This is a genomic window from Szabonella alba, from assembly GCF_016765775.1.
GTDB classification, from domain to species: Bacteria; Pseudomonadota; Alphaproteobacteria; order Rhodobacterales; family Rhodobacteraceae; genus Szabonella; species Szabonella alba.
Map to the genome: position 1 here is coordinate 52,948 of NZ_JAESVN010000001.1, position 25,971 is coordinate 78,918.

At 64.9% G+C, this 25,971-nt stretch carries 33 protein-coding genes and 1 tRNA gene; 24 read left to right on the top strand and 10 right to left on the bottom strand.

Translation table 11 applies throughout. From position 1 onward, the window contains the following. Positions 1-4 precede the first annotated feature (4 nt). Entirely contained in the window at positions 5-574 is a 570-nt protein-coding gene (locus JL811_RS00240) for a YqgE/AlgH family protein (protein WP_202687133.1), read from the top strand. 87 nt (positions 575-661) lie between these two features. Here JL811_RS00240 and JL811_RS19895 read toward each other — a convergent pair whose 3' ends face one another. Together JL811_RS19895 and JL811_RS00250 are read right to left on the bottom strand one after the other, a co-directional pair. Beyond that, positions 662-2,476 (bottom strand): serine hydrolase, encoded by a 1,815-nt coding sequence (locus JL811_RS19895; protein ID WP_237684762.1) that lies wholly within the window; start codon positions 2,474-2,476, stop codon positions 662-664. Between the two features lie 256 nt (positions 2,477-2,732). Then, entirely contained in the window at positions 2,733-3,437 is a 705-nt protein-coding gene (locus JL811_RS00250; RefSeq protein WP_202686224.1) for an HAD family hydrolase, read from the bottom strand. Between the two features lie 218 nt (positions 3,438-3,655). Between JL811_RS00250 and clpS the strand changes: the two genes are divergently transcribed. From clpS to JL811_RS00265, 3 genes are read left to right on the top strand one after another with little or no spacing between them, the layout of a single operon-like run. After that, on the top strand, positions 3,656-3,997 hold the full coding sequence (gene clpS, locus JL811_RS00255) for an ATP-dependent Clp protease adapter ClpS (protein ID WP_202686225.1): 342 nt from the start codon (positions 3,656-3,658) through the stop codon (positions 3,995-3,997). Positions 3,998-4,048: 51 nt separating this feature from the next. Continuing rightward, positions 4,049-5,056: a class I SAM-dependent methyltransferase gene (locus tag JL811_RS00260; protein WP_202686226.1), complete on the top strand. Its 1,008-nt coding sequence runs from the start codon at positions 4,049-4,051 to the stop codon at positions 5,054-5,056. A gap of 28 nt (positions 5,057-5,084) precedes the next feature. Beyond that, positions 5,085-5,894 carry an SDR family NAD(P)-dependent oxidoreductase gene (locus JL811_RS00265; RefSeq protein WP_202686227.1) on the top strand — a complete coding sequence of 270 codons (810 nt, stop codon included), beginning with the start codon at positions 5,085-5,087 and terminating at the stop codon, positions 5,892-5,894. A gap of 49 nt (positions 5,895-5,943) precedes the next feature. On the opposite strand, the gene JL811_RS00270 is transcribed toward JL811_RS00265, so the two are convergent. Next, complete coding sequence (locus tag JL811_RS00270; RefSeq protein WP_202686228.1) at positions 5,944-6,348, bottom strand: hypothetical protein; 405 nt, start codon at positions 6,346-6,348, stop codon at positions 5,944-5,946. Positions 6,349-6,398: 50 nt separating this feature from the next. After that, positions 6,399-6,650: a hypothetical protein gene (locus tag JL811_RS00275; RefSeq protein ID WP_202686229.1), complete on the bottom strand. Its 252-nt coding sequence runs from the start codon at positions 6,648-6,650 to the stop codon at positions 6,399-6,401. 140 nt (positions 6,651-6,790) lie between these two features. Between JL811_RS00275 and JL811_RS00280 the strand changes: the two genes are divergently transcribed. Continuing rightward, a complete protein-coding gene (locus tag JL811_RS00280; protein ID WP_202686230.1) occupies positions 6,791-7,510 on the top strand; it encodes a M48 family metallopeptidase in 720 nt (239 codons plus the stop codon). Positions 7,511-7,591: 81 nt separating this feature from the next. Continuing rightward, the gene (locus JL811_RS00285; protein WP_202686231.1) at positions 7,592-8,869 is read left to right on the top strand and encodes a DUF2254 domain-containing protein; all 1,278 of its coding nucleotides are present in this window, start codon (positions 7,592-7,594) and stop codon (positions 8,867-8,869) included. Between the two features lie 155 nt (positions 8,870-9,024). Here JL811_RS00285 and mdh read toward each other — a convergent pair whose 3' ends face one another. Next, positions 9,025-9,987: a malate dehydrogenase gene (gene mdh / locus JL811_RS00290; protein WP_202686232.1), complete on the bottom strand. Its 963-nt coding sequence runs from the start codon at positions 9,985-9,987 to the stop codon at positions 9,025-9,027. A 199-nt stretch (positions 9,988-10,186) separates the two neighbouring features. Here mdh and JL811_RS00295 point away from each other — a divergent pair, with 199 nt between their 5' ends. Next, on the top strand, positions 10,187-10,927 hold the full coding sequence (locus JL811_RS00295) for a sulfite exporter TauE/SafE family protein (protein WP_202686233.1): 741 nt from the start codon (positions 10,187-10,189) through the stop codon (positions 10,925-10,927). A 20-nt stretch (positions 10,928-10,947) separates the two neighbouring features. Here JL811_RS00295 and JL811_RS00300 read toward each other — a convergent pair whose 3' ends face one another. After that, on the bottom strand, positions 10,948-11,259 hold the full coding sequence (locus JL811_RS00300; protein ID WP_202686234.1) for a hypothetical protein: 312 nt from the start codon (positions 11,257-11,259) through the stop codon (positions 10,948-10,950). A gap of 219 nt (positions 11,260-11,478) precedes the next feature. Between JL811_RS00300 and JL811_RS00305 the strand changes: the two genes are divergently transcribed. The 14 genes from JL811_RS00305 (at position 11,479) to JL811_RS00370 (ending at position 20,231) form a co-directional block, all read left to right on the top strand. Further along, positions 11,479-12,333 carry a (3S)-malyl-CoA thioesterase gene (locus JL811_RS00305; RefSeq protein ID WP_202686235.1) on the top strand — a complete coding sequence of 285 codons (855 nt, stop codon included), beginning with the start codon at positions 11,479-11,481 and terminating at the stop codon, positions 12,331-12,333. 43 nt (positions 12,334-12,376) lie between these two features. Further along, positions 12,377-12,922 carry an NnrU family protein gene (locus JL811_RS00310; RefSeq protein WP_202687134.1) on the top strand — a complete coding sequence of 182 codons (546 nt, stop codon included), beginning with the start codon at positions 12,377-12,379 and terminating at the stop codon, positions 12,920-12,922. 17 nt (positions 12,923-12,939) lie between these two features. After that, positions 12,940-13,143 carry a DUF1737 domain-containing protein gene (locus JL811_RS00315; RefSeq protein ID WP_202686236.1) on the top strand — a complete coding sequence of 68 codons (204 nt, stop codon included), beginning with the start codon at positions 12,940-12,942 and terminating at the stop codon, positions 13,141-13,143. Positions 13,144-13,155: 12 nt separating this feature from the next. Next, positions 13,156-14,187 (top strand): MaoC family dehydratase, encoded by a 1,032-nt coding sequence (locus JL811_RS00320; RefSeq protein ID WP_202686237.1) that lies wholly within the window; start codon positions 13,156-13,158, stop codon positions 14,185-14,187. Between the two features lie 178 nt (positions 14,188-14,365). Next, the gene (locus JL811_RS00325; protein ID WP_202686238.1) at positions 14,366-15,007 is read left to right on the top strand and encodes a TorF family putative porin; all 642 of its coding nucleotides are present in this window, start codon (positions 14,366-14,368) and stop codon (positions 15,005-15,007) included. Between the two features lie 287 nt (positions 15,008-15,294). After that, the gene (sdhC, locus tag JL811_RS00330) at positions 15,295-15,687 is read left to right on the top strand and encodes a succinate dehydrogenase, cytochrome b556 subunit (RefSeq protein WP_202686239.1); all 393 of its coding nucleotides are present in this window, start codon (positions 15,295-15,297) and stop codon (positions 15,685-15,687) included. A 12-nt stretch (positions 15,688-15,699) separates the two neighbouring features. Continuing rightward, entirely contained in the window at positions 15,700-16,071 is a 372-nt protein-coding gene (locus tag JL811_RS00335; protein WP_202686240.1) for a succinate dehydrogenase, hydrophobic membrane anchor protein, read from the top strand. 10 nt (positions 16,072-16,081) lie between these two features. After that, positions 16,082-17,884: a succinate dehydrogenase flavoprotein subunit gene (gene sdhA / locus JL811_RS00340; RefSeq protein ID WP_202686241.1), complete on the top strand. Its 1,803-nt coding sequence runs from the start codon at positions 16,082-16,084 to the stop codon at positions 17,882-17,884. After that, on the top strand, positions 17,884-18,240 hold the full coding sequence (locus JL811_RS00345) for a hypothetical protein (protein WP_202686242.1): 357 nt from the start codon (positions 17,884-17,886) through the stop codon (positions 18,238-18,240). The genes sdhA and JL811_RS00345 overlap by 1 nt, the downstream gene beginning before the upstream one ends. Before the next feature lie 49 nt (positions 18,241-18,289). Next, on the top strand, positions 18,290-18,586 hold the full coding sequence (locus tag JL811_RS00350; RefSeq protein WP_237684710.1) for a hypothetical protein: 297 nt from the start codon (positions 18,290-18,292) through the stop codon (positions 18,584-18,586). Beyond that, positions 18,583-18,888, top strand: a complete 306-nt coding sequence (locus tag JL811_RS00355; RefSeq protein WP_202686244.1) for a hypothetical protein — start codon at positions 18,583-18,585, stop codon at positions 18,886-18,888. Before JL811_RS00350 ends, JL811_RS00355 begins: the two co-directional genes overlap by 4 nt. A gap of 3 nt (positions 18,889-18,891) precedes the next feature. Continuing rightward, positions 18,892-19,671, top strand: a complete 780-nt coding sequence (locus tag JL811_RS00360) for a succinate dehydrogenase iron-sulfur subunit (RefSeq protein WP_202686245.1) — start codon at positions 18,892-18,894, stop codon at positions 19,669-19,671. A 74-nt stretch (positions 19,672-19,745) separates the two neighbouring features. Then, a complete protein-coding gene (locus tag JL811_RS00365) occupies positions 19,746-19,973 on the top strand; it encodes a hypothetical protein (protein WP_202686246.1) in 228 nt (75 codons plus the stop codon). 54 nt (positions 19,974-20,027) lie between these two features. Next, a complete protein-coding gene (locus JL811_RS00370; protein ID WP_202686247.1) occupies positions 20,028-20,231 on the top strand; it encodes a hypothetical protein in 204 nt (67 codons plus the stop codon). A gap of 73 nt (positions 20,232-20,304) precedes the next feature. Here JL811_RS00370 and JL811_RS00375 read toward each other — a convergent pair whose 3' ends face one another. The 4 genes from JL811_RS00375 to JL811_RS00390 all read right to left on the bottom strand — a co-directional run bounded on the left by JL811_RS00375 (position 20,305) and on the right by JL811_RS00390 (position 23,562). Beyond that, positions 20,305-21,273: an aldo/keto reductase gene (locus JL811_RS00375; protein ID WP_202686248.1), complete on the bottom strand. Its 969-nt coding sequence runs from the start codon at positions 21,271-21,273 to the stop codon at positions 20,305-20,307. A gap of 159 nt (positions 21,274-21,432) precedes the next feature. Further along, positions 21,433-22,137, bottom strand: a complete 705-nt coding sequence (gene deoD, locus JL811_RS00380) for a purine-nucleoside phosphorylase (RefSeq protein ID WP_202686249.1) — start codon at positions 22,135-22,137, stop codon at positions 21,433-21,435. Between the two features lie 9 nt (positions 22,138-22,146). Next, positions 22,147-22,815 carry a GntR family transcriptional regulator gene (locus JL811_RS00385; protein WP_202687135.1) on the bottom strand — a complete coding sequence of 223 codons (669 nt, stop codon included), beginning with the start codon at positions 22,813-22,815 and terminating at the stop codon, positions 22,147-22,149. 60 nt (positions 22,816-22,875) lie between these two features. After that, entirely contained in the window at positions 22,876-23,562 is a 687-nt protein-coding gene (locus JL811_RS00390; RefSeq protein WP_202686250.1) for a M48 family metallopeptidase, read from the bottom strand. A gap of 352 nt (positions 23,563-23,914) precedes the next feature. Here JL811_RS00390 and JL811_RS00395 point away from each other — a divergent pair, with 352 nt between their 5' ends. From JL811_RS00395 to JL811_RS00405, 3 genes are all read left to right on the top strand, one after another. Next, a complete protein-coding gene (locus JL811_RS00395) occupies positions 23,915-24,253 on the top strand; it encodes a TIGR02300 family protein (protein WP_202686251.1) in 339 nt (112 codons plus the stop codon). Between the two features lie 132 nt (positions 24,254-24,385). After that, a tRNA-Ala gene (locus tag JL811_RS00400) sits at positions 24,386-24,461 on the top strand. Positions 24,462-24,936: 475 nt separating this feature from the next. Further along, entirely contained in the window at positions 24,937-25,857 is a 921-nt protein-coding gene (locus JL811_RS00405) for a DMT family transporter (protein WP_202686252.1), read from the top strand. Positions 25,858-25,971: the final 114 nt, after the last annotated feature.

The following is a 25,971-nucleotide window of genomic DNA, read 5'->3' on the forward strand; positions in this document are numbered from 1 at the left end:
CATGATGGTGCACCCTGACTGGTCTTTGGATGGCAAGCTATTGATAGCGATGCCGGGTATGGGCGATCCGAGGTTCGAATCCTCGGTCATCCTGATTTGCGCGCATTCCGCGGATGGGGCGATGGGGCTGATCGTCAACAAGCCCACTCCGGAACTGAGCTTTGCGGGCCTTCTGGAACAGCTTGGCATCGCGCATGATGACAGCGCCCCCGCAATCCGGGTGCATTTCGGCGGCCCCGTCGAACGGGGGCGCGGTTTCGTGCTGCACAGCCCGGATTATCAGGCCGATGGCGTGACGATGGATATCGGCGGCGCCTATGGCATGACCGCGACGCAGGATGTGCTGACCGCCCTGGGCCGGGGCGAGGGGCCACGCTCGGCCCTGCTGGCGCTTGGCTATGCGGGCTGGGGTCCGGGACAGCTGGAACAGGAAATCGCGCGCAATGACTGGCTGACCGGTGACGCGGCGGATGATCTGATCTTCGCGGATGAGGATGCCGGGAAATGGGCAGCGGCGCTGCGCCATCTGGGGATTGAACCTTCGGCCCTGTCAGCGACGGGCGGGCGGGCCTGACCTATCTGCCCGACCCTTACGCGAATCGGCTCAGGGGCGGGAATGTACGGAGCGTCTCTGCCGGACCGGTCCTTGCCGGAACCCGGTTCAGGGCCCCAGCGTGAAGCAGGTCACCGCACGCGCCTGCAGCCTGCGACAGGCCAGATCGGCCTGATCCTGCGACAGACCCACGAAATTCGCCTCATACCCGCCTTGCCGCTGCACGACCTTGCGCAGGCTTTCGCGCAGCACGACGCTTTCTGACAGGGCCGTGCGCATCAGAACCCTTTCCGCCGAAGACCGTGTGTTGAAACGGCCCAGATTGATCGCCCAGTGGCGTCCGCCCGAGGTGGAAATGCGCGTCACGACCTCGGGTTCCGGTGGGGGCGGAGGGGCCGCAGCGGCGGGCGCGATCGGCGCCATCAGGGCCACGATCTCCCCTTCCGGCTGGACGGTGCCGCTGCGTGCAGGGGGCTGAGGCGATGTGGAGGCAGCGGTCTGGATGACCGCAGGCCGGGCCGTTGCGCCGGCGGTTGCCGCCGGATCAGACGCCGCCCCGGCCAGCACGGTTTCCGTCGCCGGATCAGCGCGGTCAGGTCGGGGGGAGGGGCGCAGGCCGGGGCCGTCAATGGCAAGCTGTTGCGAGTCCTGCGGTAGCGCCGTCTCCGGGGGCGCGGCCACCGGTGTTTCGGCGGCCACAAATGTTTCGGCAGGGGCATCGGCTTCGGTTGCGCCTTCGGGGTCTGCTCCGACCAGTTCAAAGGGCAGTTCGGCCTCAGCCGCTGTCGCAGGCTCATCCGCTGCATCGACCACCGCAAAGGGCAGGGCCTCAGGCACGGCTGCCGGGCGCGGCGCCGTGGCGGGGGCAAGGGATGCGGTTTCGACTGCTGCGGCAGGCGGCGGATCGGTGGCCAGCGCCAGCGCGCCGTCAATGCTGTCCTGCATCGACAGGACCAGTTCGGCGGCAGCATCGGCCTGCCCCGGATCGCCGGGCCGGGGCCGGGGCCGGATCGAACGCGCCACGACGGTGACCAGACGGATCGTCTTGCCCGCCGCCCGCGCGCCGCTGTCATTCGCCGCAGCTGAGGCCACGGCCTCGGCGGGAAGATCGACCGGTGCCGGTTTGCGCACGGTTGCCGTGCCCGGTGCGGTGCGGAAGCCCAGATCCATTAGTTCGGCCATCCGCGCATTGCGATGCGCCGTTGATTTGCCGCCGAAGACGGTGGCGATGATGCGCCGGTTGCCGCGTTCCGCCGAAGCCGTCAGGTTGAAGCCCGCCGCATTGGTATAGCCGGTCTTGATTCCGTCCGCGCCCTTGTAGGCGGCCAGAAAGCGGCTGTTGGTATTGGTCACCCGGGCCACGCCCGCATCATCGCTGCGGCGCGAGAAGATGTTGTAATATTGCGGGAAATCGTAGAACAGGCGCCGCCCGAGATGGTTCATGTCTGCGGCGGTGGACAGATGGCCCGCCGCCGTCAGCCCATTGGCGTTCTTGAAGGTCGAGTTCTTCATGCCCAGGGCGCGTGCGGTGCGGTTCATCCGCTCGGCAAAGGCGGCCTCGGACCCCGACAGCGCGTCACCGATGGCCGATGCTGCATCATTGCCCGAGCGCAGCGCCGCAGCCCGGATCAGGTGGCGCAGGGCAATGCGCTGGCCGGCCCGCAGGCCAAGGCGTGAGGGGGGTTGCGCCGCCGCGTTCTTGGACACCACGACCATTGTATCCAGCGAGATTTCCCCGCGTTGCACCGCGTCGAACGCGATGTAAAGCGTCAGCATCTTGGTCAGCGAGGCGGGATGCAGCCGGGTATTCGCATTTTCGGAATGCAGGATCTCCCCGGTTCGCGCATCGGCAACGATTGCCGCGAAAGGGGCCGAATCAGCCATTCTGACCGACAGCGCCGCTGTCAGCATGAGAATGGCCATGAATATCCAGATGCGGGCGAAAAGCCCTTTAAGCGATGCCACGTCGCCGGTCCCTTGTTCCTGCCTCGGATGGCCCCGGTTTTTTAGTGGGGCCTTGTCTGCTTGATCAAAGGCTAGCATGCGACAGGGAATCGGAAAACCCCAAAATCTCAATGACTTTCGGGCCGTTCCGGATGTTGCCGATCTGCAAGGCTCATCTAGTGGCGCGCGCCCGGTGACACCCTATCCCTAGGTCAGGCGTCGGGCGGGCGGCGGGTCAGTGCTCAAACTCATCCAGCATCAGGGTCAGGGCGCCCAAATCGGGCAGGGTGCGGAACCTTGGATGGCCCTCGGGCGGGTCGGCATGGTCCAGCGCCCAGGTCAGGCCATGGGGCACATGAACACCCCAACCCCCGGCCTCGATCACCGGCAGCACATCGGATTTCAGCGAATTGCCAACCATCAGCGCGAATTCGGCCGCAGTGCCATGGCGCTGGAACACCCGGCGATAAACCTCGGGCGTCTTGTCTGACACGATCTCGACCCCGTGGAACAGATCCCCCAGCCCCGATTGCGCCAGTTTGCGTTCCTGATCCAGCAGATCGCCCTTGGTGATCAGCAGCACCGGGTGACGTTCGGCCACAGCCTCGACCGCCGCGCGGGCATGGGGCAGCAATTCGATGGGATGCGACAGCATTTCACGCCCTGCCGCCATGATTTCGGCAATGACGCTGGCGGGAACCCGGCCATCGGTCACCTCGATGGCGGTTTCGATCATCGACAGCACGAACCCCTTCACGCCAAACCCGTAATGGCCCAGATTGCGCCGCTCGGCCTCCAGCAGACGTTCGGCCAGATGGTCCCGTTCGGCGTGATCGGCCAGAAGTGCGGTAAAATGCTCCTGCGTCAGGCGGAAAAAGGTCTCATTCTGCCAGAGCGTGTCATCGGCATCGAAACCGACCATGCGGATGCTGTGCGCCATGATGCGCCCCCCCTCCTTGCCTGTGCTGCGCTTTGCGGTTCTGTCCGCGACCGGGTCGGGACGGGCGGAGAATTTGCGGTGTCGCGGGGCCAAGTGCAAGCCCGCAACCGGCCTGCAACGGATGGAATCGGCCTCCCCCCTTTTCGCAGAGGCAAAATGACTTATATTGCAAGCCTGCGCTTTAAATGCGAATCCCTGCCTGACGGAGCCACCTGACCGTGACCCAGACGCCTTTCAGCCTTTCGGAAAAGCCGGGTGGAACCGATGGCGATGCCTCGCTTTTGACCAAGCCCAAGACGAAGTCGCAGCGCCCGCCGCTGTACAAGGTGCTGCTGCTGAATGACGACTATACGCCGATGGAATTCGTCGTGCATGTGCTGGAACGGTTCTTCGGACTGAACCATTCGCAGGCCTTCGAGATCATGCTGACGGTCCACAAGAAGGGCGTCGCGGTCGTGGGTGTGTTCAGCCATGAGATCGCGGAAACCAAGGTCGCGCAGGTGATGGATTTCGCGCGGCGCCACCAGCATCCCTTGCAATGCACGATGGAAAAGGAATAGGCATCCGCCTTTCCGGAGCAGAAGGAGCCTGGCCGCATCTTGCGGCTGCCCATGCGATCATCCCGACTGACCCTTGCGCTTGACGGCGCACTTGCCGCCTTGCCCGAACGTGGCGATATCCTGATCCTGCGCCCGCGCGGCCCTGAGGAAATCGTGCCGCTGCCCAATGCGCGGCTGCGTGTCGTGCAGGGGTTCCGCCCTGAACATGATGCGCTGGCCGCGCGCGGCTATCGCTGCTTTGCGAGCGCCGCCGAGGAAGAGGCGCTGCCCCCGCCGGTGGCCGCACTGGTCTGCCTGCCACGGTCGAAGGCCGAGGCGCGGGCGCTGTTGTATCACGCGGCGCGCCGCGTGGTGCCGGGTGGCCCGGTCTGGGTCGACGGGCAAAAGACTGACGGAATCGATTCGGTGCTGCGCGATCTGCGGGGCCATGTCACGCTGACGGAAACCGTGTCCAAGGCACATGGCAAACTGTTCGGCTTTGCGGCGGCGGCTGATGCGCTGCCCGCCGTGTGGCAGGCGTCGGAACGGCAGGTCGAGGGTGGTTTCGTCACCCTGCCGGGGGTGTTTTCTGCTGACGGGCCGGATGCGGCATCGGTGATGCTGGCAGCGGCGCTTCCCGACAAGCTCAACGGTGAGGTGGTCGATCTGGGCGCGGGCTGGGGTTATCTGTCCCGCGCGGGACTGTCCCGCAACGGCGTGCGCAAACTGCATCTGGTCGAGGCCGAGGCCGCCGCCCTTGCCTCGGCGCGGGTCAATGTCACCGATCCGCGTGCCATGTTCCACTGGGCCGATGCGACCACATTCCGGCTGCCGCGCGGGGTTGACCATGTCCTGTGCAACCCGCCCTTTCACCAGTCGCGTGAGGCCGATCCGGGGCTGGGCCTTGCCTTCCTGCGGGCCTCGGCCCGCCTCTTGGCACCGCATGGCACGCTGTGGCTGGTCGCGAACCGCCATCTGCCCTACGATCGGCCCCTGTCCGAGTTGTTCCGTGACTGTGCCGAAATCGGCAGCGACACCCGCTTTCGCCTGACGCGCGCAAGCCGTCCCCACCGCCCGTAACCCTGACAGCAATCACCGGAGAAATCCCATGTCCTTCGCCCTGACCGGCAAGACCGCCATCGTTACCGGCTCTGCCGCCGGGATCGGCCGCGCCATCGCCCGGCACTTCCTCGACAAGGGCGCGAATGTGATGTTCGCCGATATCGACGATGACCGGCTGTGCGACGAATGCGCGGAAGAGGCCAGGACCGAAGGCGCGCTGCGCTATTTCGCGGGCGATCTGCGCCAGAAACTGACCATCGCCAATCTGCTTTCGGCAACGATCGACGCCTTTGACCGGGTGGATGTTCTGGTCAATGCCAGCCGCCAGTTCCGCATTTCCGATCCGCTGAACCCCGAAGAGGATGCAGTCGAGCCGCTGTTGCAGCAGAACATGATCACCAGCCTGCGTCTGGCGCAGGCCACGGCGAAACGCATGATCGCGCAGGCCGAAAAGGCGGGCCAGACCGAGGGGTCGGTCGGGTCCATCATCAACCTGTCCTCGATCGCCTCGACGCGCACGCAGGCGGAATTGCTGGGCTATTCGGTGTCCTGCGCCGCAGTGGATCAGATGACCCGGTCACTGGCCGTGGCGCTGGCGCCCAAGCGGATCCGGGTCAATGCGATTTCCTTCGGCTCGGTCATGAGCGCAAGCCTGCAATCGGCGCTGAAAGACAATCCCGATATCCGCGACGAGATCGCCCGGGGCACGCCGATGGAACGCATCGCCCCGGCCGAGGTGGTGGCCGAGACGGCACAATATCTGGCCTCGGATGCGGCGTCTTTCGTGACCGGGCAGATCATCACGGTCGATGGCGGGCGCGGCCTGATCGACGCGGTGACGGTTCCGGCCTATTGACCGGGGGCGTGGCACCCCGGGCACCGCTGGCCCTTGGGCGCAGACCCGGTCATTCCGGATATGTCGCGCGGCATTGCGCAATGGCAGGTTCCGCCGCGCGGGCAAGGCTTTGGCGTTTCTTGCGCATCTCGGCCAGTTTCACGCGCTCTTCGGCCAGATTGATCGAGACCGGCCGCGTTACCGTCCGGTCATAGTCGCGCCAGCAATATTGCGGCGCAATGGCAGGACTGTCCGCGGTTGCCGGGCGGCCCGGATAGCACATGACAAAGCGGCTGTCGGTGCGGATCTCATCGCGCAGCGCATAGCCGCGCTGCAGGTTGCTTTCACTTTCCACGATCAGCCGGTCCAGCACCCGCATGTCGCGCGTGACCCCCGCAATACATTGCTCCTGCGGCGTGCCACAGGCGGCAAGCAGCGTCATTCCGGCAAGGGCGGCGGTGGCGATCAGGCGCATGGCGGTTTCCTTTCAAGGCGGGGCCCGATGGGGGCTGCAGGCCGAAGCGGTCAGTCCGGGTCGCGCGGCCCGGAGCGGGCAAGACGATAACTTCCCTCGGGCAGGTCAAGCGCCGCCATCAGGTCATTGAGCTGCGCCATGGACAGGGTGACGGTCACCGGCTCACCGTTCAAGGGATCCAGTTGCTGCAGGGTCACGCAATCCTCGAAGGCGGAAATCGTGACATCCTCGCCCAGCATCACGCTGCCCTCGTCGATGAGCGTTATGACGGTCGCGTCGAATTCGTGCTCGATGGTGAACATGATCTGAAGATAACACCGGCGGCGGCGTTCACAAGACCGCGCAAGCGGGCTTTCCTGTCGATGTGGTCGTGCTAGAAACCCGCAAAGACCGGCGCGGCGCCGGGACGGCCCGGCAAGGGTGTTTGTGGATGGAGCGGATCATGAAAGTGTTATTCCCCGTACTGGTCACGCTGGCGCTGGCAGGCTGTGTTGTTCCCTCCGACCCCATGCCGCAGCCCGCGCCCGTGCCGGTTTCCGGAAGTCCTGCGGGGACGGGGCGGCTGACCTCGGATCAGGCCGCGCGCAATTTCGTGACCGCGATCAAGGCGGTCGAACCCGTGGCCGAGCGGATCTGCCGGGAGCGCACGCGCAATGTTTCCTGCGATTTCCGCATCGTGGTCGATGATCGCCCCAATCAGCCCGCCAATGCCTTTCAGACGCTTGAGGCTGATGGACGCCCCGTTCTGGGCTTCACGCTGGGGCTGATCGCGGATGCGCGCAATGTGCATGAAATCGCCTTTGTCATCGGGCATGAGGCCGCGCATCACATCCTTGGCCATATCCCGCAGGTGCAGCGCAGCGCCTCGCAGGGGGCGATGCTGGCGGGGATTCTTGTCGCGGTCGGCGGTGGCGGGCAGGGCGCGGTGCAAAGCGCGCAGCAGATCGGCGCAAGCCTTGGGGCGCGGCGCTATTCCAAGGAGTTTGAACTGCAGGCCGATGCCCTTGGGGTCGAGATCACCGAACGTGCGGGGTTCGATGCCCTTTCGGGGGCCGAGTTCTTTTCCCGCATCCCCGATCCGGGCGACCAGTTCCTTGGCTCCCATCCCCCCAATGCCGAGCGGATGGCCGTGGTGCGCCGCAGCGTGGCGGCGATGCGCTAGGCCTCGCATTGCGGGGCGGCACTGGACGCGGGGGGTGTCGCGGTCCAGACTGGCGGTGATTGGCTTGCAGGGGCGGTGCAGATGATTTCCCGATGGCGTTGGTATCTGCGGCAGATGCTGCGCAAGCTGTGGGTGATTGCCGGGCTTTATGCCCTGCTGGCCATCATCACGCCTTTTCTCGCCGGGCTGATCGGGCCGTTCCTGCCGTCTGGGCTGGGGGAAAAACTGGGCTCGGGCGCGGTTGAGACGGTGCTGTCGATCCTTGCCAGCTCCATGCTCTCGGTCGTCACCTTCTCCCTCGGGATCATGGTTTCGGCCTTCGGGGCGGCCACCAGTTCAGTGACGCCGCGCGCGACGGCACTGCTGAAATCGGACCGGACGACGCAGCGGGTTCTGTCCACCTTTCTTGGCGCCTTTCTTTACAGTCTGATCGGCATCATCGCCCTGAAGGCGGGGGCCTATTCCGAAAATGACCGGCTGGTGCTGTTCATTGTAACGGCGCTGGTGGTGGCCGTGATCGTCATGACGATCCTGCGCTGGATCGCGCATCTTACGGTGTTCGGCCTGATGGATGATTCGATCGCCAAGGTCGAGAAGGCGACGCGCGACGCGCTGGAAACCCGGATGGCGGCGCCGTTTCTGGGCGGGGTCCGCCATGACGGCGACCCGCCTGCCGATGCCCTTGCCGTTGTCCATCCGGATATCGGCTATGTCTGCAATGTCGACATGGCCCACCTGCAGCAGCACGCCGCAAACTTTGATCTGCGGTTGTATCTGGCGGCGCTGCCGGGGACGTTCCTGCATCCGTCCGAACCAGCGGTCTGGTATCGGGCCGGGGCAGATCTGGATCCCCAATTCGATCCGCGCCTGCTGCTTGAGGCGTTCACGATCAACATGACGCGCAGTTTCGATCAGGACCCGCGTTTCGGGCTTTCGGTGCTGGCCGAGATTGCCGAACGCGCGCTGTCCTCGGCGGTGAACGATCCCGGCACGGCCATCGACATTCTGGGCCGCGCGGTCCGGCTGTTGTCGGGTTGGGCCGAGGGCGATCCGCCAGACCCGGATTTCCCGCGCGTGGGCGTGCCGCCACTGCGGCTGTCGGATGCGTTCGAGGATGTCTTTTCCCCGATTGCCCGCGACGGGGCAGGGGTGTTCTCGGTGCAGATCCGGTTGCAGAAGGCGCTGCTGGCACTGACGCTGCATGCGCCCGAAACCTTTGGCCGCGCGGCGCGGTTGCAGTCGCTGGAAGCGATGGAGCGGTGCCGCGACAAGATGCTGGCCTCGGAACTGGAGCGGTTGGAGAAGGTGGCGGGTGAAGTCGAGGAATGCGCGCTGCGGATCCGGGCCCGACCGATCTGAGAGTTGCCAATCTGAGAGTTGCCAATCTGAGTGTGGCCGATCCCGGGGCCAAACCCGGGACGAAACGGAAACCCGGGACGCAGAACGGAAAACGGCGCCCCCGGATTGCCGGAGGCGCCGTTTCTGCAATGCCCCGAAGGGCATCGCTTCAAAGGTCAGGCAAGCGTCGGGTCAATGCCCTTGCAGGCCTCGACAAGGCCCTTCACAGCCTCCACCGACTTGTCGAACATCACCTGCTCGGTCGGGTTCAGCTTAATATCGACGATCCGCTCGATCCCCTTGGCACCGATGACAGTCGGCACGCCGACATACATGCCCTTCAGCCCGAAAGCACCATCCACCCATGCCGCGCAGGGCAGAAGGCGCTTCTGGTCCTTCAGATAGGATTCCGCCATCTCGATGGCCGAGGTTGCCGGGGCATAATAGGCCGAACCGGTTTTCAGAAGGCCCACGATCTCGGCGCCGCCATCGCGGGTGCGCTGGACGATCGCATCCAGTTTTTCCTGCGTGGTCCAGCCCATCGTGATCAGATCCGGCAGCGGAATGCCCGCCACGGTGGAATAACGGGTCAGCGGCACCATCGTGTCGCCATGCCCGCCCAGAACGAAGGCGGTCACATCGCGCATCGAGACGTCGAATTCGAGGCTCAGGAAATGGCGGAAACGGGCCGAGTCCAGCACCCCGGCCATGCCCACGACCTTTTCATGCGGCAGGCCCGAAAATTCGCGCAGCGCCCAGACCATCGCGTCCAGCGGGTTGGTGATGCAGATGACAAAGGCGTTCGGGGCGTGCTGCTTGATGCCTTCACCCACGGCCTTCATGACCTTCAGGTTGATGCCCAGCAGGTCATCGCGGCTCATCCCCGGTTTACGCGGAACGCCGGCGGTGACGATGCAGACATCAGCGCCCGCGATATCGGCATAGCTGTTGGCGCCCTTCATCACGGCATCGAAGCCTTCCGAGGGGCCAGATTGCGCGATGTCCAGCGCCTTGCCCTGCGGCGTGCCTTCGGCGATATCAAACAGAATGATATCCCCCAGTTCCTTGATCGCGGCGAGATGGGCGAGCGTGCCGCCGATCTGCCCCGCGCCGATCAGTGCAATCTTGGGTCGGGCCATGATGTCTGTCTCCGGGTCGGTTGCGTTGCATGAGACGGCGGCATCGGGACGCGCCGTTTCGCGGCGATGGGTAGTCGTTTGCAGCGCATAGCGCAAGCCTGCTGCACTGCGGCGGGGGCGCGGACTGGCCGCGACGCGCCGATTGCGCTAGGAGGCGGGGCAGGGACGGGGCAGGGGGCAGGGAGCGGGCAGGACCGGCATGGAAGGCGCGTTTTTCTGGACGGTCGCGGTGATCGCCTCGATCATGGTCGGGCTCAGCAAGGGGGGATTGCCGGTCGTCGCGATGACCTCGGTGCCGATCCTCAGCCTTGTGATGCCACCCTTGCAGGCGGCGGGGCTGCTGCTGCCGATCTATATCGTCTCGGACGCTTTCGGCCTGTGGGCCTATCGGCGCGACTATGACCTGCGGGTGCTGAAGATCATGGTGCCGTCGACGGCCATCGGCATCTTCATCGGCTGGGCCACGGCGGCCTGGGTTTCGGATGCGGTGGTCGGCGGCCTGATCGGGCTGCTGGGGGCGGTGTTTGCCGCCACACGCCTTGCCGGGATCGGGGTCTCGGCCGCACCACGCCCGGCCCGGACGGGGCCGGGGCTGTTCTGGGGTGCGGTGGCCGGGTTCACCAGTTTCGTCAGCCATGCGGGCGGGCCACCTTATCAGGTCTATGTGTTGCCGCTGGGGCTGACCAAGACTGTCTTTGCCGGCACCTCGACCATTCTGTTCGCATGGGTCAATGCCGCGAAACTGCCTGCATACTGGTCGGTCGGGATGCTGTCATGGGACAGTCTGCCGGTCGCGGTCTGGCTGATGGCACCCGCCTCGCTGGCCGTTCTGGCCGGGGTGCGGCTGGTGCGGGTGATCCCCGAGGCGCTGTTCTTCCGCATCGTGCTTTGGGCGCTGCTGTTGCTGTCCTTGCGGCTGATCTGGGTGGCCTTCACCTGACCGCGATCAGACCGGTTCGATCAGACCGGGCTGCCCTTGGCGGGCAGGGGATCGGTCAACGCCTCAAACCCGCTGCCCGAGGCCAGAAGGCAGGTCTGGCCCTGTGGCGTGGTGATCGTGATGGTCCAGCTTTGCGAATCGGAATTCACGAAAAGCTCCATCACCATGTTGTTTGCGGCGATCCCGACCGAGCGGCGGTTTTCGCCGTAACGGTCGGCCAGTTGTTCCAGAACCACCGCGCGCGGCGCGCAGCGGGGGGCGGCCCCTGCGGCCTGCGCCAGCAGGATCAGCGCCCCGAACCCCAGCGACAGCGCGAAAAGTCTTTCTGCCATGGTCATCCCTTTCCGATGGGTCGCGCCGGTCCGGTTTCACCGGTTCTGCGCGACGGATGCGACAGGGCCCTTTCCCGGCCCCGTCCCCAAACCTGCGCCGCGATGCTGGATATAAGGTTAACGTGACGCGCCGGGATTTCTGCACTGCGGCAGATCCGCCCTTGCCGGAAGTGGCCGGAATGTGATCTTTGGCGCAAGAATATTGCGCAGGAGAGAATCATGGACAGCCTTGCCCGCCCCTACCGGTCAGTCCTCTACATCCCCGGATCGAAGGAACGCGCGCTGGAAAAGGCGCAAGGCCTGCCCACGGATGCGATCATCTTCGATCTGGAGGATGCCGTCGCCCCCGAGGAGAAAGCCGCCGCAAGGGCGCTGCTGGCGGCGACGTTGCGGACGGCCGATTACGGGCGGCGGGCGCGCATCGTGCGGGTCAACGGGCTGGACACGGACTGGGGCAAGGCGGATCTGGCGGCCTTTGCGCATCTGCCGCTGGATGCGATCCTTGTGCCCAAGGTGAATTCGGCTGCCGATCTGGATGCTGTGGCGCGGCTGGTGCCGGATCAGCCCCTTTGGGCGATGATGGAAACCGCGCGCGGCATGCTGAACGCTGCCGAAATCGCGGCCCATCCGCGCCTTGCGGGCATGGTGATGGGCACCAATGACCTTGCGCGCGAGTTGGGCAGCCGCAACCGCGCCGACCGTCTGCCGATGCTGCCGGGGCTGGGTCTGTGCCTTCTGGCCGCAAGGGCCGAGGGCCTTGTGATCGTCGATGGCGTCTATAATGCCTTCAAGGATGAAGAGGGCCTGCGCGCCGAATGCGAACAGGGCCGTGACATGGGATTTGACGGCAAGACGCTGATCCATCCCGCCCAGCTTGAGATTGCGAATGCGGGTTTTGCTCCGTCAGAGGCGGAACTGACCCTTGCCCGCCGTCAGATCGAGGCGTTCGAGGTGGCCAGTGCCGCAGGGCAGGGCGTTGCGGTTCTGGATGGTAAGATCGTCGAGAACCTGCATATCGTGACCGCAAAGGCGATGCTGGCGAAAGCCGAAGCGATTGCCGCAATGGCCAGCTGACCCCGCTACAGGGGACCGGCAAGCAAGGGAGACTGCCATGATGATGCTTGTTCTGATCCTCGGGGTCGCGCTTTGGGCAGGGGCGCATCTGTTCAAGCGGGCGCAGCCCGCGCGCCGCGCCGCCATGGGCGAGGCGGGCAAAGGATTGATAACGGTGCTGGTGCTGCTGTCGGTCGCGCTGATGATCGTCGGCTATCGCGGGGCGGATTTCATCCCGCTCTGGTCATCGCCCGCGTTCCTGACCCATCTGAACAATCTGCTGATGCTGCTGGCCTTCTATCTTTACGCAGCCTCGGGCCTGAAAACAGCGATCACGCGCCGCATCCGGCATCCGCAACTGACCGCGATCAAGACATGGGCGGTCGCGCATCTGCTGGTCAATGGCGATCTGGCCTCGGTGATCCTGTTCGGCGGGCTTTTGGCCTGGGCCGTGGTCAGTGTCATCGTGATCAACCGGGCGCAGCCGGTCTGGAAGAAACCCGCCCCCGCGCCGGTCAGCCGTGAGATCATGGCGGCAGTCGGCGCCGTTGTCGTGATGGTCGCGGTCATGCTGATCCACAACTGGCTGGGCGTCACGCCCTGGGGCTGAACTGCAAGGAAAAGACCATGAAACTTTATCGTTTTCTGTCCGAGGATGACACATCGGCCTTTTGTCACAAGGTGACGGCGGCGCTGAACAAGGGCTGGGCGCTGGAAGGCGGGCCGACCTATGCCTTTGATGCCGCGCGCGGGGTGATGCGCTGCGGGCAGGCCGTGGTGAAAGAGGTGCCGGGCGATTATTCCCCCGGGATCAAGCTGGGTGAACAGTAAAAGGCGCGCGCGATGAAAACCAATCCCGGCCGGTTCTTTGAGGATTACCGCCTTGGCCAGAGCATCGACCATGCGGTGCCGCGCACGGTTGGTGCCGGGGAACGGGCGCTTTATCACGCGCTTTATCCCGCGCGGCATGCGCTGCAGTCCTCGGATGAATTTGCCCGCGCCTGCGGCCTGCCCGCCAGCCCGCTGGATGATCTGCTGGCCTTCCATACGGTGTTCGGCAAGACGGTGCCGGATATCAGCCTGAACGCGGTTGCCAATCTGGGCTATGCTGAGGGGCGCTGGCTGGCCCCGCTTTGGCCCGGGGATACGATCCGGGCAAGATCAACCGTGATCGGGTTGAAGGAAAATTCCAACGGTGCGTCGGGCGTGGTCTGGGTGCGCACGACGGGGCTGAACCAGCGCGACGAACGGGTGCTGGATTATGTCCGCTGGGTGATGGTGCGCAAGGGCGACCGCGCGGCCCCTGTCCCGCAGACCGTGGTGCCGGATCTGGCCCCCGCCGTTGCCGCCGCCGATCTGGTCGTGCCGCAAGGGTTGGATTTCACGCGCTATGATTTCGCGCAGGCGGGTGAGCCGCATCGCCTGTCCGATTACCGGATCGGTGAAAAGATCGACCATGTCGATGGCGTCACCATCGAGGAAGCCGAGCACATGATGGCGACGCGGCTGTGGCAGAACACCGCCAAGGTGCATTTCGATGCCACCTTCCGCCCCGATGGTCGCCGCCTGATCTATGGCGGCCATGTCATCAGCATGGCCCGCGCGCTGTCCTTCAACGGGCTGGCCAATGCGCAGATGATCGTTGCGCTGAATGCGGGCGCCCATGCCAATCCCTGTTTTGCAGGCGATACGCTGCGGGTCTGGTCCGAGGTGCTGGAAAAGGCCGAAACGCTTGCGCCCGGGGTGGGCGCGATCCGGCTGCGGCTGGTGGCGGTTAAGGCAGGGGCGGCCCCCTTCACCCTGCGCGGCGAGGACGGCAAATATGCGCCCGAAGTGCTGCTGGATCTGGATTACTGGGCGCTGATGCCGTTCTGATTTCGCGCATCGGCGCAAAAACGGGCGCGGAGTGGCAGCCTTGTGCGAAAGAGCTGCGAAACCGTCGTGAATCTGTGACCTTTCAGCATGGCGCGCGGGGGACGATGCGGGACTCCCTATGCGGATCGCGGGCGATGTGCTGAAGATCTGCCATTCACATACGATCACGGGGTCAAACATGCGTCGCTATCTCGCCACCACTGCCCTTATTGCCCTTTTCGCCGCGCCCGGAGCCTTGCTTGCGCAGGATTTCTCGGTCTCTGCCGGGGCGACACTGACAAGCCGCTACATGTCCAGCGGCATCGAACAGACAAACGGTTTTGCGATCCAGCCATGGATCGAGGTCGAGGCGAACGGCTTCTATGCGGGCGTCTGGGCATCGAATGTGTCGAAATCGCTTCTGGGGTCCTCGGCGGAGGTCGATCTTTATCTGGGGTATCGCAACGAGATCGGGGCCTTCAGCTATGATATCGGCTATGCGCGCTACTACTACCGCAGCCCCAATGTGGATTGCTGTGGCGAGTTCATTCTGGATATGGGCTATGCCGTGACTGATGAATTCAGCATCGGGGGCAGGGTTGCCTATGACCCGAAGGCCGAGGTGACGAATACGAGGCTCAGCGCGGCCTACGCCTTCACCGACCAGATTTCGGCCGATATCACCTATGGCAAGATCAACAAGGGCGGGCATCGCTACTGGCAGGTCGGTGGCAGCTACGCGGTCAATGACACCCTGTCGCTGGGGCTGGCCTGGCATGACACGAATATCACAAAGGGGCGGCTTGTGGCCTCTATGGATATCAGTTTCTCGCTGCGCTGAGCGGCGCAGGCGTGACCAGATAGCGGTGGGCCGGACGACTCGGCCCGGGACGGGATGATACGGGGGCCGCACAACAGCGCGTGGCCCCCTTTTCCATACAGCAGGTTTGTGATCGCACAGAAAAATTGTGTGATCACAACATGAATTTTTCTGCATCCGCGCAGCGCATCCGGGCTGTTTTTACCGCCTTCGGGCGTGACTTCGCCGAAAAAACCGCTAAGGAGAAGGGAAACACCCGCCTCGGATCCGGCAGGCGCCGAACCGGGCAAGGCAAGAAGGGAACCGAGATGGCAGAACCGAAACGGGTCGAACGGCCCCTTTCCCCCTTCATGATCGGGCCGTATTACCGCCCGCAACTGACCTCGATGACCTCGATCCTGACGCGGATCACCGGCAATGCGCTGGTCGTGGCGGCGGTGCTGGTGGTCTGGTGGCTGCTTGCGGCCGCGACCGGGCCGGAAAGTTTTGCGACCGCCAATGCGGTTGTCACCTCATGGTTCGGCGATCTGGTCTTTGCCGCCTCGGCGCTGGCGCTGTGGTATCATTACCTTGCGGGCCTGCGGCATCTTTGGTTCGATGCCGGGCACGGGCTGGATGTGCCCACGGCGGAAAAGCTGGGGATCGCCTGTCTGGTGGGTTCGGTCATCCTGACCGCGCTGACCATCCTGATTGTGCAGTAAGAGGGGCCGGGAATGCGTTTTCTGACAGACCGCAAGCGCGCTGTGGGCAAGGGTGCCTCGGGCACCGGGACCGAACATCACTGGTATATGACCGTGTCCGCCGTCGGGCTGGCCTTTCTGCTGCCCGTCTGGGTCTATATCTTCGGCTCGGCGCTGGGCCAAAGCCATGCCGAGGTGGTCGCCACCTTTTCACGTCCCTTCCCGGCGATCCTGACGGGGCTGGTGATCGTCGTGGGCATGCGCCATTTCGCCAAGGGTGCCACAAGCATGATCGAGGATTACTGGCGCGGCACGACGCGCAAGATCCTGATCATCCTCGCCCATTCGATTTCCTATGCGGTGATTGCGGCCGGGCTTTTCGCTCTGGCCCGCATCGCGCTCTGAAGGGTCCGACATGACTGCCTATCCTTATGAAGTGCATGAATATGATGTTGTTGTGGTCGGTGCGGGGGGTGCAGGACTGCGCGCGACGCTGGGCATGGCAGAACAGGGGCTGCGCACGGCCTGCGTGACCAAGGTGTTTCCGACCCGCAGCCATACGGTTGCCGCACAGGGCGGGATTGCCGCCAGTCTTGCCAATATGGGTCCCGACAACTGGCAATGGCATATGTATGACACGGTGAAAGGCTCGGACTGGCTGGGCGACACTGATGCGATGGAATATCTGGCGCGGGAGGCCCCGAAGGCGGTCTATGAGTTGGAACATTACGGCGTTCCCTTCAGCCGGACCGAGGATGGCCGCATCTATCAGCGCCCCTTTGGTGGCCATACGACCGAGTTTGGCGAAGGCCCGCCGGTGCAGCGCACCTGTGCCGCCGCTGACCGCACCGGTCATGCGATGCTGCACACGCTCTATGGTCAGAGCCTGAAGCAGAAGGCGGAATTCTACATCGAATATTTCGCGCTCGATCTCATCATGACCGAAGGGCGCTGCACCGGCGTCGTGGCGTGGAAGCTGGATGACGGCACGATGCATGTCTTCAACGCCAAGATGGTCGTTCTGGCCACGGGCGGATATGGCCGGGCTTATTTCAGCGCAACCTCGGCCCATACCTGCACCGGCGACGGCAACGGGATGGTGGCGCGCGCGGGCCTGCCGCTGCAGGATATGGAATTCGTGCAGTTCCACCCGACCGGCATCTATGGCGCCGGCTGCCTGATTACCGAAGGCGCGCGCGGCGAGGGCGGCTATCTCACCAATTCGGAAGGCGAGCGGTTCATGGAACGCTATGCGCCGACCTACAAGGATCTGGCCAGCCGCGACGTGGTTTCGCGCTGCATGACCATCGAAATCCGCGAAGGGCGCGGGGTGGGGCCGAACAAGGACCATATCCATCTGCACCTGAACCACCTGCCGAAAGAGGCGCTGGACCTGCGCCTGCCCGGCATTTCGGAATCCGCGCGCATCTTTGCGGGCGTGGATGTGACCAAGGAACCGATCCCGGTTTTGCCCACCGTGCATTACAATATGGGCGGCATCCCCACGAATTACTGGGGTGAGGTGCTGAACCCGACCGCCGACAATCCCGATGCCGTCTTCCCCGGTCTGATGGCCGTGGGGGAAGCCGCCTGCGCAAGCGTCCATGGCGCGAACCGTCTGGGATCAAACAGCCTGATCGACCTTGTGGTCTTCGGTCGGGCGGCCGCAATCCGCGCCGGTGAGATCGTGGACCCCAAGGAACGCAACCGCCCCGTGGACGGCGCGGGCGTCGACAAGGCCTTCGCGCGGTTCGACGGGCTGCGTCATGCCAAGGGCTCGGTTTCCACGGCAGAGCTTCGGTTGGAGATGCAGGTCACGATGCAGGCCGATGCGGCGGTGTTCCGCACCGACAAGACGCTGGCCGACGGGGTTGAGAAGATGACCGCCATCGCCGGAAAGATGGACGATCTGCGCGTCACCGACCGCAGCCTCGTGTGGAATTCCGACCTGATGGAGACGCTGGAACTGACCAATCTGATGCCGAATGCGCTGGCCACGATCGTGGCCGCCGAGGCGCGCAAGGAAAGCCGTGGCGCCCATGCGCATGAGGACTGGCCCAAGCGCGATGACGAGAACTGGCGTGTTCACAGCCTTGCTTATGTCAATGGCACCGATGTTCGGCTATCCTCGCGTCCGGTTCACCTTGAACCGCTGACCAAACAGGAAGATGGCGGGATCGACCTGAAGAAGATCGCGCCCAAAGCGAGGGTCTATTGATGCTGAAAGCTGCCGCCTGTTCAATCGCCACCCTTGTCGCGCTGACCGTGGCCGCCCCGGCCCGGACGGTGGTGACACCGGATGACTGCCGGGCCGAGTTCCAGACCAATCTGCGCCTGCAGGGTGGACTTGCCTCGGAACGTGATGCGCTTGCGCGCCGCCCCGGCACGGCCGAGGCGATCTATAATGCCTGTCTGGCCCATACCCGGGGGCAGGGCGGCTATGTCGCGGTGCGCGCCTCGGGCAGCCGGTTTGCCGAGCCGGTCGTGCAGCGGCGCGGGCCGCGCCCGGACTGCGCGCTGACCATGGTGGGCGGTGCGGAATATGCCTGTTACTCGACCCGGTTCGGGGGCTGATCCTTCGGTGTATCCGTCGTTTGTTCCTGTCGCTTTGGCTCCGGTCGCTTTGGCCCTTGCCCTTCTGGTCGCCTGTTCCCCGCAGCGGATGGCCGAGGATATGACACGCGCCGCCGCGAAATCGGTGATCCTGCCGGTCGTGGGCCAGCGCCTGCCCGAAACGCAGGCCGAGCAGGTGACCGCCTGTGTGCTGGACAATGCGACCCTGCCCGAATTGCAGGCGCTGGCGCGCGATGTCGGCACAAGGGCCGGAACGCGCACCGTGGCCGTCGTTGCCGATGTGCTGCGCCGTCCGGGCACGGTGCAATGCGTGGCCCGGCTGGGCCTGCCGGGGATCGCGTCATGACCCGGCATCGCGGCGTTGCACTGGCCCTGCTGACCGTGCCGGCGCTGGCCGCCTGCGCCCCGGTTCCGCTGGACCGGGCCGAGCGGCAATGCCTGCGCGATGCCGAGCTTGCCAGCCGCCCGAGGGGCGAGATTGCCATCGGCACCGGAACCGGCGGCCCGCAAGGCCGGTTCGAGGTCGATATCTCCTCTGATTTCCTGCTGCAGCGCGACCCGTCGGCGGTTTATGCGCGCTGCGTGCAGAACCTGTCCGGCTTGCCGCCGTCGCAGCCGCTTTATACCCGCACCGACTGGAAGGGATGATCCATGGCCCAGTTCACTTTGCCGAAAAACTCTACCCTGCGCACCGGCAAGACATGGCCGAAGCCGGAGGGTGCCACCAATCTGCGCACCTTCCGCATCTATCGCTGGAGCCCGGATGACGCGGAAAACCCGCGCGTCGATACCTATTTCGTGGATATGGATACCTGCGGCCCGATGATTCTGGACGCGCTGATCAAGATCAAGAACGAGATCGACCCGACCCTGACCTTTCGGCGGTCCTGCCGCGAAGGCATCTGCGGATCCTGCGCGATGAATATCGACGGTATCAACACTCTGGCCTGCATTTATGGCATGGATGAGGTGAAGGGCGATGTGCGCGTCTATCCGCTGCCGCATATGCCGGTGGTCAAGGACCTGATCCCGGATCTGACGCATTTCTATGCGCAGCATGCCTCGATCATGCCCTGGCTTGAGACGGAATCGAATACGCCCGCCAAGGAATGGAAACAGTCCATCGAGGACCGCGAGAAACTGGACGGGCTGTATGAATGCGTGATGTGCGCCTGCTGCTCGACCTCCTGTCCCAGCTATTGGTGGAATTCGGACCGCTATCTGGGCCCGGCCTCCTTGCTGCATGCCTGGCGCTGGATCGTGGACAGCCGGGATGAGGCGACACCAGAACGGCTGGACCAGCTTGAGGATCCGTTCAAGCTGTATCGCTGCCATACGATCATGAACTGCGCCAAGACCTGCCCCAAGGGGCTGAACCCGGCCAAGGCAATCGCCTCGATCAAGAAACAGCTGGTGGAGCGGATCGTCTGATCCGCTTCCCCTGCTGCTATGCCTGTGTGATGTGACTTTTGTAACCAGTTGACCAGTGTAAGGGGTGTTGTCCGTTGCCCATCCTTGCCCTTGCCATTGTGGCCTTGATCGTTGTCGTCGTGTTGTGGAGCCAGCGAAAACCGGGCTGGTCCGGATCGCGTTGCCGATGGCGCAGGGAGGGGTTCCGGCATGGCACCGCCTCGACCCGCTGGCTGTGCATGGCCTGCCGCGCCGAGGCCTATAGCTGGGACGGCAAGCCCCCCAAGGACTGCAAGCGCGACCTGCGCCCGACCGATCTGTAAGGCGCGGGGGGGTGTTCTGCACCGGGGCCAGGATGAAAGGAAGGATCGGGGCCGATGCCGTTGTTCCTGCTGGCTCTGGCGCTTTCGGTGCTGTTGTGGATGTGGCTGGCGCGGCGCGGATCAAGCCTGACGCGGCAATGCCGCTGGCGGTTGGACCGCAGCGGCGGCGCGGATCATTACCGCTGTGCGGCCTGCGGCGCCGAGACCGACATGCCAGCCGGACGCGCGCCGCGCGACTGCCTGCGGCGCTCGGACTGATGAGCCGGACTGATGGGTAAGCGGCGGGGCAGCGACCGTCCGGCGTAACCTCCGGAAGCCGCCGCCCGCAAGTTCAGCAGTAGCTTTCCACCGACAGCGTCTGATGCTCGCCATAGCGCGCACCAGCGGCAAAGCCGACCGGCAGGACCCTCTCGATCTCGGCCCGGTCGGCGGCGGACAGGTCAGGCAGGGGCAGCCATTCGTGCAACCGTTCGGCGCGGCGCGTGCCCGGGATCGGGATGACATGGTCGCCCGCGCCGATCACCCAAGCCAGTGCGGTGGCCGGTGTCGACCAGCCGCGCGCGGCGCAAAAGGCGCGGAAGGCGTCGATCCGTGCCGTGTTGCGGGCGAAATTCGGCTCGGTGAACCGCGGATTGCGTCCGCGGAACCCGTCCTGCACCTGCGCGTGATCCAGCGCGCGATTGCCCAGCATTCCGCGCGCCAGCGGCGAGAAGGCGACAAGGGCCACGCCCAGCCGCGCGCATTCCTGCAAAAGCCCCAGTTCCGGCGCGCGCGTCCAAAGCGAATATTCGTTCTGCACCGCCGTGCAGGGATGGATCGCATGGGCCTGCCGCAGGGTTTCAGGCGCGATTTCCGAAAAGCCATAGCCGCCGATCTTGCCCTCTTGCTCCAGCCTTTGCAGCGTGCCGATCACCTCATCCAGCGGACGGTCCTGTTCGCGGCGATGGATGTAGAACAGATCCACCCGCTCCACCCCCAGCCGCTTCAGCGAGCCTTCCAGTTCCGCGCGCAGATAGGCGTCGGAATTGTCGGCCCGTCTGGGTGTTCCGTTCACGATCCCGGCCTTGGTGGCCAGCACGATATCGGGTTTGCGGCTGGCGATCCAAGTGCCAAGGATCGTCTCGCACAGGCCGAGCCCATAGATATTGGCGACATCGACATGGGTGATCCCGGCCTCCAGCATCGCGTCCAGACAGGCAAGGCTGGTTGCCTCATCCGTCGCGCCATACATCCCGCCAAAGGACATTGCGCCATAGCCAAGCGCCGCAACACTGCGGCCGCCGATCATGCGTTGCTGCATGCGGGTTTCCTTTCCTTCAATCCGCGCGCAGTCAAACCCGGTCCGGGGGCTGGGTTCAAGTCCTGTCAGCCGCTTTGGGTGTCTTTGATCCGGTGCCGTTTCATCCTGGCCCAAATACCTCCGCCGGAGACACCCAAAGGGGCCGCCCGCGGGCTGGGGTCAGGCAAAGGCGGCGGCCAGCGCGATCTCGACCATATCGCCGAAGCTTTGTTCGCGATCCTCGGCCGGCAGGGATTCCCCGGTCTGCAGATGGTCCGAGATGGTCAGGACGGCCAGGGCCCTGCGACGGTGCCGGGCGGCAAGGGTGTAAAGCTCTGCTGCCTCCATCTCGACGCACAGCACGCCATGGCGGGACAGTTGCGCGCTCAGATCCTCACGTTCGTCATAGAACACCTCGGTTGAATAGATCGGCCCGACATGCACCCCCGCCTTGCGGCCCTGTGCTGCCTCCCATGCCGCGCGCAACAGGCCGAAATCGGCGCAGGGGGCGAATTGCGCCTCGCGGAAGATCGCGCGCGACGGGGTCGAGGTGGTCGAGGCCGTCATCGCCAGAACCACATCGCGCAGTTGCACATGCGGCTGCATCCCGCCCGCCGATCCGATCCGGATCAAGGTCTGCGCGCCATAGTCGCGGATCAGTTCATTGGCATAGATCGACAGGGACGGCATCCCCATGCCGGACCCCTGAATGGTGACCCGATGGCCGTTCCAGAGGCCGGTATAGCCCAGCATCCCCCGCACCTCATTCACCAGAACGGGGTTTTTCAGGAAGGTCCGGGCGGCCCAGCGGGCGCGATAAGGATCACCCGGCATCAGGACGGTTTCGGCGATATCGCCCGGTTTGGCGCCGATATGGGTGCTCATGCTTCCTCCTCAACCGGCCAGATGGCGCAGGCCCTGGGTGACATCGGTGCGGATCGCCAGCCGCAGGCCGGGTTCGTCCCCGGCCTTCAGCGCGGCAAGGATCAGCCGGTGATAAGGCGGCGCCTCATTGCGCCGCAGGCGTCCGTAAAGCGCGCGCATCGTCGGGCCAAGCTGCAACCAGACGGTTTCGGTCAGGGCCAGCATCGCCGGGGCCTGCGCGCGCAGATAAAGCGTGCGGTGAAATTCCAGATTGGTGCGGATATAGCCGACCGCATCCTGCCGGATCACCGCCTCGCTATTGGCGGCATTGATCGAGGCCAGCCGGTCGATCAGCGCGAAATGGGCGCGCGGCAGGGCGCGGGCGGCCAGTTCAGGTTCCAGCAGGGCGCGGATCGCGGCCAGCTCCTCAATCCGTTCAGGCGTCAGTTCTGGTGTTGCCACCCGGCCTGACGAGGACAGCGACAGCGCCCCTTCTGCCACCAGCCTCCGGATCGCCTCGCGCGCAGGGGTCATCGACACCCCGAAACTGCGCGCCAGTCCGCGCAGGGTCAGCGCCTGTCCGGGGGCGAGTTCGCCATGCAGCACCTGCTGGCGCAGGGACCGGTACAGCCGTTCATGCGCGGCGGCATTGGGATCCACGGGGCGGGTCCCGAACAGGGGCGGGGCAGAGATGACCATCACAGCAGCCAAGCACCAAGCCCGCCCGGCGGTCAATCCCCGGAAAGCGGCGCATTGGCGTCAATCGCCGAAACGATAGGCATGCAGCGCGTGGCCTTCGGTCTTCAGCCAGCGGCGGGGGGCTGCGTAATCCGGCATCAGACGTTTGACCACGGCCCAGAAGGCGGCAGAGTGGTTCATCTCGACCAGATGCGCGACCTCATGGGCCGCGACATAGTCCAGCACCTCGGGCGGGGCCATCACCAGCCGCCAGTTATACATCAGCGCACCATCAGCCGTGCAGGAGCCCCAGCGGGACCGGGTGTCGCGCAGCGTCAGCCGGCTGTAGCGGCGTCCGGCCTGTTCTGCATGACGGTCCGAGGCCTCGGCCAGCCGGTCGCGCGCCCGGGCCTTGAGAAACGCCGCCGCCCGGATCGCCGCCCGCGCCGGGTCACCGGGCAGGAGCAGCCGGTCCCCCTCAAGCCGGGGCAGGCGTCCGGGGCCGCTTTCCAGCCGCACCGGTTGCCCCTCGACCGGGATCGTATCGCCCGGTCCGACCGGCGCAGGCCCCGCCGATGTCGCCAGCGCCTGTCGCAGCCAGTCCTCCTGCGCGCGCAGAAAGGCCATCGCCTCGGTCATGCGCACATGGGGGGGCATCGACAGGGTGACCCGCCCGTCCAGCCGCGAGACCCGCAGGCTGAGCCGTCGGGATTGCGCCGAACGGCGCAGTTGCACGGAAACGGGAGGGGGGCCGGGAAGCAGCAGCATGACAGGGTCCTGAGGGTCCGCAGCGGGATAATCGCGCGCGACGCGCAGGGACACAAGGCCGGGTAGGGGCGCGCCATAACCATGGCTGCGACAGCCCTTGGTACAGCCGATCCGGGCGGTCACGACAGCCGTTGAGCGGTGAGCCGCAGAGAGGCCCGCAGAGGGGCTTGCACAGAAGGCTGAACGGGCTGTCACGGGGCGCGCGCGACTGTGATGCGAAAGCCTTTGACAGCCGCTTCGCCCTGTGGCAAGGGGCGCCTTTGCCACCGACTGGATCGCTTTCGGCCAGCCCCGGTCGCAAGGGCCCTGTCGCGAGGGCCGCAACAGCGCCCGCAATCACGAGGAACTGCATATGCCCAAGCAAGAATGGGGAACCAAGCGCATCTGTCCGACGACGGGCAAACGCTTCTACGATCTGAAAAAGACCCCGATCGTCAGCCCCTATACCGGCGAAATCGTCGATATCGAAAGCGCGCGCCGCAAGATCGTCGCTTCGGTCGCTACGCGCGCCACGCCCGGCAAGGAAGAGGATGATCTGCTGGTCGATGATCTGGATACCGATGACGATCTGCTGACGAATGCGGAAAGCGACGACGCTGAAACCGATGACGACCTGCTGGAAGATGATGCCGATGACAATGTCTCGCTGGACGACATCGCCGATGTCGGCGGTTCGGATGACGACAGCTAAGGCTGTCTGACCGGCCCGGGCACCAGTCCCGGGGCGGTTGCCGAGGTTTTCCGTCTGCACCCGATTTTTCGCTTGCAGCCTTCCGGAGCCTCCCCTAAATAGCCCGAGCGCAGGGCAACCTGCGCACCCGGTGGGGTCATAGCTCAGTTGGGAGAGCGCTTGAATGGCATTCAAGAGGTCCGCGGTTCGATCCCGCGTGGCTCCACCAAATAAACCAAAGACTTAGACGAAAAGTGGCCTCGTTTCGACGAGGCTTTTTCTTTGCGCGCAACGTCGGGGATGACAGAGCGCGCCGGGCGATTCCCGCCAGCACATCCCGCGACCCTCAACGGGCCATGCCACGCGCAGCTGCAAGTCAGAGAGCAGTCGGTGGACCGATCCTGTCTGTGCGCTCGGAACGGTCTGCGATTCCGCCTGGCCAAGGTGGGGACTCTTCACGACGTCGCGTGTCTGGGCCGGTGCCGAATCTTATGGCGCAGGGTCCTTGCCCGCATCACGCGGACCGGCCCGGCGCTTGCCTGTTGTCTTCCTGTATCGGCTGCACATTTCCCTTTGGCGTCCGTGTCTTCCTGTCGGCAAGGGGCGGCGCCGGCGTCGGGTGATCTCCGGGTTTCGGGGTTTTCGGGCCTTGCCTCTGCCCCCGGAAGGTGATTGACAACAAGGGATTGTCAGGGACACCGCCGATGCGACCGCTGCGCGGAATCATCTTCAAGCTGCTCTCGGTCACGCTGTTCATTATGATGTCGGCGCTGATCAAATACATCTCGGATGAGGTGCCGCCGGGGCAGGCGGTGTTCTTCCGCTCCTTCTTTGCCATCCCTGTCATTCTGGTCTGGCTGATCCTGCGGCGTGATCTCAAGCGCGGTTTGCGGGTCACATCGGTCTTTGGCCATGTGCGGCGCGGGGTTTCGGGCACGATGGCGATGGGGCTGGGATTTGCCGGGCTGGCCTATCTGCCCTTGCCCGAAGTGACGGCGCTTGGCTATGCCGCGCCGCTGCTGACGGTGATCTTCGCGGCGCTGATCCTTGGGGAAAAGGTGCGGCTGTTCCGCATTTCCACGGTGCTGCTGGGGCTGGCGGGCGTTCTGGTCGTACTGTCGCCCCGGTTGGGATTCGGGGACAGTCCCAATGACGCGGCGGCCGCCTTCGGGGCGATGCTGGTTCTGGGTGGCGCGGTTTTCGCGGCCCTTGCCCAGATCGCGACGCGGGCGCTGGTCAGCACCGAATCGACATCGGCCATCGTCTTCTGCTTTTCGGTCACGGCGTCAGTCATCTCGCTGGCAAGCCTGCCTTTCGGCTGGGTGGTGCCCGAGCCTGCCACGGCGGCCATCCTTGTGCTGATCGGTCTGATCGGGGGCTTTGGGCAGATCCTGCTGACCAGCAGTTACCGCGAGGCCGATGCCTCGTTGGTGGCACCGTTCGACTATGCCTCGATCCTGTTCGCACTGGCCATCGGTTATTGGGTCTTTGACGAGGTGCCGACGGTCACGATGCTGGCGGGGGCGGCACTGGTGATCCTTGCGGGGGTCCTGATCATCTGGCGCGAGCACCGGCTGGGGCTGGAACGCGCGCGGCAGCGCAAGGCGATGACACCGCAGGGTTGAACCCTGCGCCCCCTCCTGCGCCAATTGCGGCATGTTGCCGCGCGACAGCCTGCGACAGGGGCGCGCAGGCATGGCCAATTCGACCGGAATCGCGCCGGTTTTGCTTGACACTCA